The 9720-nt window shown below is 62.7% G+C and carries 7 protein-coding genes; all 7 read right to left on the reverse strand.

Going from position 1 to position 9720, the window contains the following annotated elements:
- Positions 1–284: 284 nt before the first annotated feature.
- Positions 285–2246, reverse strand: coding sequence for a glycosyltransferase (locus AB5S17_RS22985; RefSeq protein ID WP_369243516.1), 1962 nt, complete (start codon positions 2244–2246; stop codon positions 285–287).
- A complete protein-coding gene (locus AB5S17_RS22990; RefSeq protein WP_369243517.1) occupies positions 2219–4102 on the reverse strand; it encodes a glycosyltransferase in 1884 nt (627 codons plus the stop codon). The genes AB5S17_RS22985 and AB5S17_RS22990 overlap by 28 nt, the downstream gene beginning before the upstream one ends.
- A 69-nt stretch (positions 4103–4171) precedes the next feature.
- Positions 4172–5392, reverse strand: a complete 1221-nt coding sequence (locus tag AB5S17_RS22995) for an FkbM family methyltransferase (RefSeq protein ID WP_369243518.1) — start codon at positions 5390–5392, stop codon at positions 4172–4174.
- Positions 5393–5436: 44 nt separating this feature from the next.
- Positions 5437–6471 carry a GDP-mannose 4,6-dehydratase gene (gene gmd / locus AB5S17_RS23000; protein WP_369243519.1) on the reverse strand — a complete coding sequence of 345 codons (1035 nt, stop codon included), beginning with the start codon at positions 6469–6471 and terminating at the stop codon, positions 5437–5439.
- 134 nt (positions 6472–6605) lie between these two features.
- On the reverse strand, positions 6606–8015 hold the full coding sequence (locus AB5S17_RS23005; RefSeq protein WP_369243520.1) for a mannose-1-phosphate guanylyltransferase/mannose-6-phosphate isomerase: 1410 nt from the start codon (positions 8013–8015) through the stop codon (positions 6606–6608).
- A 58-nt stretch (positions 8016–8073) separates the two neighbouring features.
- Positions 8074–9405 (reverse strand): glycosyltransferase family 4 protein, encoded by a 1332-nt coding sequence (locus AB5S17_RS23010; protein ID WP_369243521.1) that lies wholly within the window; start codon positions 9403–9405, stop codon positions 8074–8076.
- A gap of 66 nt (positions 9406–9471) precedes the next feature.
- A partial coding sequence (locus tag AB5S17_RS23015) for a hypothetical protein (RefSeq protein WP_369243522.1) occupies positions 9472–9720 on the reverse strand: 249 nt, incomplete at its 5' end.

The following is a 9720-nucleotide window of genomic DNA, read 5'->3' on the forward strand; positions in this document are numbered from 1 at the left end:
CTCGCGCACGACATTCCGGTAACTCGTCGATAGCTTAACTCGAAAGGCGCAAGCCCCAGATTGCCGCTGAAGCGAGAAAAAGTTCTTCACCGCGGTCCACGCCGGATGCGTACCCTGCTTCTCGGAGATCTCCGCCTGGAGAAGGTCGCCGACGACACGGCTCGGCTCAACGTCACGAGCAACCCTCGAACAGACAGTGTAGGGCAAGCCGCCCGGCCAGACGGACATACGGTCTTACCGTGCTCTAACGGCGAATTGAGCTTTTACAGCGATGGTCGTCGGTGTCAGGGCAGCACGCGATAGGGAGCAAAGCCGAGCAGCGCGCGGCGTAGCTGGGAGGTCGCTTCGTCCCAGGAAACCACAGTCCCGCCGTTCACCGTCTGGCGCCCCCCACGCGTCAGCGTCTCCACGTGCTCGATCCAGAGGTCGACATCGTTCAAGCCGGCATAAAGGGCCGCATCGCCGCCGACCTCCCTGAGCACCGGAATGTCGCTCGCCACCACCGGCAGACGAGCCCGTATCGCCTCGGCGACCGGAAGCCCATACCCTTCATAAAGCGACGGAAATAACAGCACATGTGCCTCGGCATAGGCGTGCGCCAAATCGGCGTCGCTAGACTTCTCGATCCAGTGCAGTCGCTTGCCGTATTCCGCATGGCCGCGGATGCGGTCGTCCAGTTCGTCCACATGCCATCCGCGTTTGCCCAGAAGAACGAGACGAACGGGAGAGCCAGTCGCCCAGAGCCGTTCCATGACGTCGAGTGCGAAGCCGTGACGCTTGCGCACCTCGACGGTTCCCACCATGAGGGCGCAGGGTGCCCCCTTGAAGGCCCGCGACACCTCCGCTCCGGCGACGCCGGCGACGGACAGGTTAGAGCCGAGATGAAACCAGTTGATCTGTAGGTTCGGCCGATGCGGGAGGCGCGTGCGCTCAAGATGGGCGGCCACCTCGTCGGCCACCGCCCGCGAGATGCAGACGAAGCTGTCGCTTTCCTCCGCCGCGCGTTGCAACCATCTCTTGAAGACAGGCGGCAGTGCCTCGCCGGTCAATTCGGGATAGTGCAGCGGCACTAGATCATAGACGCAAGTGTGGACTGTGCCGCCCTCCTTGCGCACGGCCTCAAAGAGCGGCGCGTAGTCGTCATACTCAAACCAACTCGAATCGAGCATCAGCAGGCGGTCGTTCGGCCGCACCGTCAGAGGGCTGTCGATTCCAGCCGGCGGAGCCACGTCCTCCAGTTCAAGGGCAAAGGCGTCGGCGGTCCGGAACAGGCCGTCCGTGTCGCGCACGAAGGCCTGGACGTTGAAGCCTTCACTTTCCAGAGCGCGGTAGCTCGCCCGGGTCACCTCGCGCACGACCCGCTGAATTCCGGTCTGCAGCTTCGAGTGATAAGTATGTGAGATATCAATCAGGAGGCGCGATTCCACATTCAGTCGCTGGACCAAGGCAGGGGCGAGGCTCTCGGCGAGCGTGGCGGCCTCTTGCGTCTGTCCCGCTGGTGCGTCCTGCGGCTCCAGCACACTCAGATGCTCGGCCAGGGCGGCGAGTGCCCGTCGATCCGATCCATAGCGGCGCGCCCGCCGGATGATCGCCGTATAGGCGGCGCTCGCCGTTTCATGGGAATGATGGATTTCCACATGCTGTCGCGCGCGCGTCTCAGCCGCTTGGCGCTCTTCGGCCGTCTGGCGCCTCACGGCATCAAGAGCGGCAGCTATTTCAGCCGCGTCCGGCTGCTCCGCAACCTTGGTGACGACGTCGTCCGGATAGTAGGCGAAATCGGCGAAGCTGTTGACGATCACCTGCTTTCCGCAACCCATCAACTGCAGGACCGCCGCCGAGGTCTCGCCACGCGTGGTGCTGCGCAGTTGCACGGCGACGTCGCAGGCCTCTGCGTAGTCGCCGAAGGTCTCGGCGGGGAGATGGCCCGTCAGGCTCACTCGGCCATTGGTCTGGGCGATGCGGGCCCGCAGACGCGCGGTCCAATGGTTTTCGAGGGCGTCGCCCGCCAGCACCAGGCGCACGTTGGCCTCGCCGGCGGCGAAACGCTCGAAGCCTTCAAGGACCGTGTCGATCTTCTTGGTCGGCCCGACCATGCCCAAGGACACCACAATAAAATTGTCCGGATCGATGCCCAACCGCTCGCGAGCCGCGGCGCGCCGCGCGGAACCATAGGTTGGCGGAAAGGAACGAGGCTGACGCACGACTTCGATCTTGTCGCTCAGCTGCGGGTAGAAACGCTCGACCATCTCCTTGGCGAAGCGCGAATGGACGATGNCGGAAAGGAACGAGGCTGACGCACGACTTCGATCTTGTCGCTCAGCTGCGGGTAGAAACGCTCGACCATCTCCTTGGCGAAGCGCGAATGGACGATGACGGCGTCGGCAGCGGCGATTTCCGGTCCGCTGACCGGCCATTCATTGATCGCCGCATCCGTGCCCCTATTACGCAGCGTCGCGAGGCCGGGGGCGCCATGGCCCAGCAGCGCACGCTCGAATAGGCCGGCGCGACCTTCATGCATGTCGAGCCAAGCCTTCAGATTGCTGAGGAAGACGTCGTGAAGCACCATGACGCCACCGGTTTGCGGCAGAAGGGAAAGCATCTCGGTGTGAAAGGTCGAGTTGCCCACCTGATAGACGATGGTGTCGAACGCGGGCCAGGCCTCGGCAAGCTCACCTACCGACCTGACCAGGCAGCCAGCCGTTTCAGTCGTCTCCCGCGAGTGATCAGCGAGAAACAGTTCGACGTCGTTTTCCCTGACCAACTTGCGCAGCAGATCCGCTGAATAGTCGGCGATGCCGCTGCGGGCCGGAGGCATCGGGCTTGTCATGGCGATGCGCGGACGGAATCCGCGCTCGGCGGCATCGCGCTCCTCCAGACGCTGTACGTATGTTTCGTAGACCCGCTCCGCCGACCTCGTCCAAGAAAAGGCCGGGGCACGCTTCAGGCTGTAGGCTCGGAGCTCGGCTAGGCGCTCCGCATCGGCGAGCGTTGCGGCCATCTTATCGGCAATAGAGCGGGGATCGTCGGCGGTAAACAGAAGATCGGCACGGCCCACCACTTCGGGCAGGCTCGAATTGTCTCCTGCCAGAACCGGCGCACCACAAGACATGGCTTCGAGCAGCGGCAGGCCGAAGCCTTCGTAGACGGAGGGAAAGACAAAGAGCATGGCGAGATTGTAGAGAAGGACCAAATCGTCGTCGCTGACGTAGCCCGTCAGCACGACCGCTCGGGGATCAAGCCCCCTCTGCCGGGCGCGATCCCTCAAAGCGGTCTCCGTCGCGCGATCCAGACCGCAGACGATCGCTAGCTGCAGACCATCCCGCAGCGCCGCCGGCAGAAGCGCGAAGGCGTCAATGGCGCCCGTGAGGTTCTTGCGGTGGTCGGCGCCACCCGTATAGAGCACGAAAGGCTTTGTCAGATGCAGCCGGCCCGCGACGGCGGCACGCTCCGCTTCCGCCTCAACGAGTGGTCGGAAGCGCGCATCTACGGCCGCCGAGATGTTGAGAACCTTGTCGCGATCGATGCCAAGACGGTCGACCAGATCGCGCCAAGTCGCCTCGGAAATGGCGAACAGCAGATCGAAATCGGCGTAGTGCGCGATCGCAGCCCTGTACCAGGCGTCGAAGGAAGGATCGGTTAAATACTTATCGGCGAAGAGCAGCGGAATCAGGTCATAGACCGTCGCCGCGCGGATCGCACCCGGCACCACGTCGCGCGGATAGGTTGACAGGGCGGCTCCCTCCTCGTAGCCCTCGACCAGGCTAGAGACATGGATGAAATCGGGCTTCAGCCCGTTGGCGGCGCCGGCTGCCGCCAGGCCACGGACCCGCGATTGAACCGCGACCGGTCCCTGCAGCGGATCGCCTGCCGGCAGCTCCCGAAACGCCACAGGCGAGGGGCTATCGGCGAAGGCCTCGCGCAGTTCCGTACAGGCTTCCGGAAAGGCGCCGTTGATCAGCGCCGTTACCTCGAAACGATCACTGTCGCGGGCATTGAGTTCCAGAAACGCACGGGTCAAAGCGAGCGAGTAGCGTCCAATGCCACGGTGGCGAGCGTTGCGTGTTTGGCATCCTTGGAGATCGAAGAGGAGTCTTGGCTTCATGGGCGGCATCTTCGGTTCATACTCGGGACTGGACTCGGCAAGGAAACCGCGCGGGACGAAGCAAGAGAATTATCGCTTTCTGAGGGAGGCCTTCAGGACGACGCGACGGGCGAGCTCCTTGGCAGCGAAGTTCAGCTCGCTCTGCAGAGAGACGGGCGGCAGAGCCCCCACCCCTGGCTGACCGAACAAACGACCAAAGATCCGGCGCTTGATGCGGCGGGCCAAGTTCAACGGGCGGCGCAGAAAGACCACCAGCCGCCAGCCGCGACTGCGCTCCATCGTCGCCAGATGGTCGCGCACCTGCTGCAGCACCGCGTGAAGGCGGTGTTCCTCGGCTGCCGCGGCCTTCTTCTGCTCGTCGAGGCGATTCTGACGATCAACGATTTCCTGTTCCAACACTTCGGCGTTGGCTGCGGCGTCCCGTCGTTCCTGTTCAAGCTGCCGTTCCAGGGCCATGGCATGGGCTGCGGCGTCCCGCCGTTCCTGTTCAAGCTGCCGTTCCAGGGCCATGGCATGGGCTGCGGCATCCTGGCGTTCCCGTTCTATCTGCCGCAACAGCTCGTCGTAGCTCTCATGGGCATTCGTCAGAGCGTTGCGCAGATCGACGGTGTAGGCCGTTTCGTAGCCGTCGAAGACGTTAGCCGGTCGGGCGAGCCGGTCGATAAGGTCGGCGTGCTCTTCAGCCACGTAGTAGCGGCTGACGCCGTCGAAGAAGGCGAAGCGGTAGCCGTTCGCCAGAACCCGCGGCTCCCACTTCTCGTGGGTGGGCGTATCCTGGCTCGGGAGGGTGGCCTCGATGACCAGGATCCACGGGCGCACGGCTTCGAGATCGGTGCCTGCCAGCACGTTGTCCTCGAAGCCCTCCACGTCGATCTTGAGAAAATGGATCGGGCGGTCCGAAAACTCCTTCAGAAGGTCACGCAAGGTCACCACCGGAACGGTGGTTTCTCGGATCTGACGTCCAGCGGCCCGATGAGTTTTCGCGATCTCTGGATCGAGGGTAGACAGACCCGTCTCGTCAATGACGTAGCAGGGCAGCTCCCCCGCCACGTCACCAGCAGCCGCTAGAATATTGCGGTCGCGAGGGCGCTCTTCGGAGAGGCGCCGGTGAAACTCCTCCACCGGCTCAAGGTTGAACCCCGACCAGCCTCGGTCGTAGAAAGCCTTGGTGACAGAGTCCTGCGTTGGATCGCAAGCCCCCACATCCACATAGGTCCCGTTCCAGACGTGCTTCAGCGCACGATAGAGGATGACGTCTTCGAAATTCTGCGCGTAAGAAACAAAAGTCATATCCGCGGAGAAACCCTATCCAGTCACGGCGCGTCTGAGCCGGGTCAGAACTTCACCATTCCGGAGCTGACACGGTCGTAATCGGCTCGAGCCATCATCGTGGCCAAAGCTTTTACATCCGTGGTCGCTTGCCAACCGAGACGTGTCCGCGCCTTGGCGGAATTGCCCAGCAGTAAATCGACCTCGGCGGGCCGGTAGAAGGCCGGATTGACCGCAACAAGGCGCTTGCCGGTCTTGCGGTTGAAGCCTTCCTCAGCCTCGGCCTCGCCCTTCCACTCGATGTCCAGGTCAAGAGCGGCGCCGGCAGCTTCGACGAAGCTGCGCACCGTCGTCGTCACGCCAGTCGCCAGGACGTAGTCGTCAGCCTCCGACTGCTGTAACATCCGCCACATGCCCTCAACATAGTCGCCGGCAAAGCCCCAGTCGCGCTGGGCAGACAGATTGCCGAGTTCGAGAAGCTTCTGCTTGCCCTGAGCGATGCGCGCCAGAGCGAGCGTGATCTTGCGGGTGACGAACTCGGCACCCCGCAGCGGGCTCTCATGGTTGAAGAGGATGCCCGAGGAGGCATGAACGCCGAAGGATTCCCGATAGTTAACTGTGATGCCGTGACCATAGAGCTTGGCCACCCCATAGGGGCTGCGCGGGTAGAAGGGAGTTCGCTCGTCCTGGGGTACCGCCTGCACGAGGCCGAACATTTCCGAGGTCGAGGCCTGGTAGAAGCGCGTCTGCGGCGAGTAGGTGCGAATGCCTTCGAGGACGCGGCAGACGCCGACAGCGTCCACATCGGCCGTGTAGAGCGGCTGATCCCAGGAGGAGCCGACGAAGCTCTGAGCAGCGAGGTTGTAGAATTCGTCAGGCTTCGTGCGTTCGAGCGTCCTCAGGATCGACGGCAATTCGGAGAGATCGAAATAGACGAGTTCGACCTCTCCTTCGATCCCCAGTTCCGCCAGCCGATGGGGAAGGGAATTCGAAGTCCGCCGCAGGCCACCATAGACCTTGTAACCCTTCTCCACGAGAAGCTTTGCCAGGTAGGCCCCATCCTGGCCGGTCACACCGGTGACAAAAGCGGTCTTGCTCATCTGCTGTGTACCTTTTCCATCAGCTGCCGGGGTGCATCAACACCAGCCGCCGAATGCAGTCAAGGCGCGCCCTTCTTACGCAAAATAGCGTCGAACAGCGCGCCGAAATAGGGCTTGTTCCAAGTACAGAGCCTCTATGACCGAGCGTAGTCGTCCTCGAGGCGAACGATGTCGTCCTCGCCGGTATAGCTGCCAACCTGGACCTCGATGAGCTTCAGGTCGATCTTGCCAGGGTTGTGCAGGCGGTGGACGCAGCCGATCGGCAGATAGGCCGCCTCGTTCTCGTGATAAACCTTCACTGTTGCGTCGATTGTCACCTCGGCCGTGCCTTGCACCACCACCCAGTGTTCGGCCCGGTGGTAATGGCGCTGCAGCGACAGCTTCGCTCCGGGCTTGACCATGATGTGCTTCACTTGGAAGCGCGGACCGATGTCGATGCGCTGATACCAGCCCCAGGGACGATGAATGCGCGAATGGGCGCTCGCCTCGGCAAAGCCATCACGCTTCAGCTCCGTCACCAGCGTCTTCACCTTCGCCGCCTGGTCCATGTGGGCGACGAGCACCGCGTCGCGCGTCGTCACCACCACCACCCGCTCCAGGCCGACGACGGCGGTGAGGATCTCGTCCGAGGCGACGTAGCTGCCCGTCGTGCCGAGCACCTTTACCGGTCCTTCCAGGACGTTGCCGTCGGCATCCGCTGACTTAATTGCATGCAGCGCGTCCCAGGAGCCGACGTCCGACCAGCTGAAGCCAGCGGCGATCACCCCGCCATGACGCGTCTTCTCCATCACCGCATAGTCGACGGAGAGCGCCGGCGCCGCGGCGAAGGCCGTCTCGCCCAGCCGGATGAAGTCGAGATCGTGGCGGCTCTCCTCGACGGCCTGGCGCGCTGCCTCAAGGATCGCCGGGGCAAAGGCCTCCATCTCGCTGATCATCCGGCTGGCGGCGAAACAGAAATTGCCGCTGTTCCAGAGATAGCCCTGCTCGATATAACGCTCGGCCGTCTCGCGGTCAGGCTTTTCAACGAAGCGCTCCAGCGCGAGGGCCGACGGGCCGAGGCGCTCGGCGCCCGGCTGCACATAGCCGTAGGCGCTGGACGGCTCCGTCGGCTTAATGCCGAGGGTCATGATGTGCCCAGCCGCGGCGAGTTTGGCCGCCCGCTCGCAGTCGGCGACGAAGAGATCGGTCTCGGGGATGACGTGGTCGGCTGCCAGGACTAGGCAGATCGCCTTCTCGCCCTCCTGCCGCTCGGCCAGAAGCGCGCCGACGGCCACCGCCGGGCCACTGTCGCGGCGCACCGGCTCCAGAACGATCTCGGCCTCCAGCCCCAATGCAGCGATCTGCTCGCCGCAGGTGAAGCGGAATTCGTTGTTGGTCACGACGATCGGCTTGGAAAAGGATGGACCCGACACCCGCATTAGCGTCGCCTGGAAGGTGGAAAGTCCCCCGAGGAGCGTGGCGAACTGCTTGGGCATGGTCTCGCGAGACACCGGCCAGAGCCGGACCCCTGCGCCGCCCGCCATGATGATGGGTGTGATCGGCATGCTCGTCTTTCAGGCAGTGTTGGCGTTTCTGCACAGAGGCCGTAGTCTGGCCGCCCGCCTACATCAAGGCCCCCAGGCGCTCCTCCATCATTTTGCCTACTCTTTCACGACTGTATTTGCGTCGCACAGCCTCGCGCGCAACATTTATTTTCTTCTTTTGATCCATGTCGCTCAGGACAAGCTCTCTCATGACACGCGCTGCGGCTTCGACATCTGGCTCGGCCCAGAACTGCCCTTCCGCCCCGGGATATTCATGACGCATGATCGGTCGTAGCCGATAGGGAATGGGATATCCCGTCTCCGAATTAAGAAAGTCGGTGTTGCCGGAAAAGTCGGTCGCCACGACCAGACGCTCTAGGGCCATGGCCTCCGCCATGCCCAAACCAAAACCTTCCGCACGATGCAAAGACACATAGACGTCCGCAGTCGCGATGAGATCTAGCATCGCCTCCCGATCCAGATGAGCGTGGATGACGTGGATGCGGGGATCGCGGCGGGCGGCTGTGGCGATGGCGTCTCGAGCTTGCGGAAAGAGGTCTGCTTGGCCGTTCGTTTTCACCACCAGGTCGACAGGGATCTCGCGATCGGGAAAGGCGGTTGCAAAGGCGTCCAGAACGGCGAGCGGGTTCTTTCGATAGGGCGAAGAATTGTAGTCGAAGCTGAACAGAAAGACGAAGCGGCTGGTCGAAAGTCCAAAACGCCGGCGGTCTACGGCTCGTGGCTGCAAATTGTCTACCACCGGCGGAATCACGTGGATCGCTCCCTCGAAGATTGGTGCGAAGGCATCTGCTATGAACTGGGTCGGTGCCCAGATCTCGTCGATAATTGCCAGCGTCTCCCGCCATTCCTTCGGGGCTTGCGGCAGTTCCCAATAGGTGCGGAGAATATTGTACGACCGCTCGTAACGGGCCGGACCGAGACCATCCCAAGCGGTGGAAAGCTGATCGACCGAGACTTCGATCACGTTTACTGCGTAAGCGCCCTGTCGATCATACAGCTCCGGCATGAACGGCCCGATCATCCGCTTCTCGATACCCTTCTCGATCGGTTGGATCGCGAAAGGAATGTCGAGGAATCTTGCTGCTTCGAGATCGGCCCGGAACGCTTGCCCGAGCCCAAGTGCCCCCTGCGCATAGCCGATGAAGAGCACACCGGGTTGCAAGGGCAGCTCGCCCAAGTCCTCGTTCGAGTAGGGTACCGCCGGCGGCGTGACGAGCCAAGTACTCAGACTTATGATGCTGCGCTCCAGACGTGGGCGTAATCCTTGCCAGAGCGTGGCGATCGTCGCCCGCCATCCGGCATCTTCGAGAAGATCGCCGACGAAGAGCGAGACCCGGCCGGATCGGCGAAGCCCCGCCACCAACAGTCTGGTTAACTTGCTGCTTCGCATAAGCACTCGGGAACTGGTGTTTCCACCTCCCGATACGTGCTCTCGACCGATCTCGCTAGCCCCCGATCAGCCGTCAAGCTTGGACCAGTCGATGTCCAGGCTGTCGCTCATGCTGATCTGGCTCGAATGCGTGCGGGCTTCCGCTTCGGCCGCCGCCGCATACTTGACGTGGGCCGTCATCAGCGAACCAAGCTTGCTCATGTTGAACCGCGCCGACTTTCCCGGAGACCTCAATTCCTGAGAGAATGGGGTCATCATGACGAAAGCGACATCGAAGAGATATTCGCCTGAGGTCCGGGAACGGGCGGTCCGAAT

The organism is Jiella sp. M17.18, from assembly GCF_041027365.1.
Lineage (GTDB): Bacteria > Pseudomonadota > Alphaproteobacteria > Rhizobiales > Rhizobiaceae > VKMB-3413.

Excerpts from the sequence above, each read along its gene's own strand:
- AB5S17_RS22985 (WP_369243516.1), bottom strand. The coding sequence starts at position 2,246 with ATGGTCGAGCGTTTCTACCCGCAGCTGAGCGACAAGATCGAAGTCGTG.
- AB5S17_RS22995 (WP_369243518.1), bottom strand. The coding sequence starts at position 5,392 with ATGACTTTTGTTTCTTACGCGCAGAATTTCGAAGACGTCATCCTCTAT.
- gmd (WP_369243519.1), bottom strand. The coding sequence starts at position 6,471 with ATGAGCAAGACCGCTTTTGTCACCGGTGTGACCGGCCAGGATGGGGCC.
- AB5S17_RS23005 (WP_369243520.1), bottom strand. The coding sequence starts at position 8,015 with ATGCCGATCACACCCATCATCATGGCGGGCGGCGCAGGGGTCCGGCTC.
- AB5S17_RS23010 (WP_369243521.1), bottom strand. The coding sequence starts at position 9,405 with ATGCGAAGCAGCAAGTTAACCAGACTGTTGGTGGCGGGGCTTCGCCGA.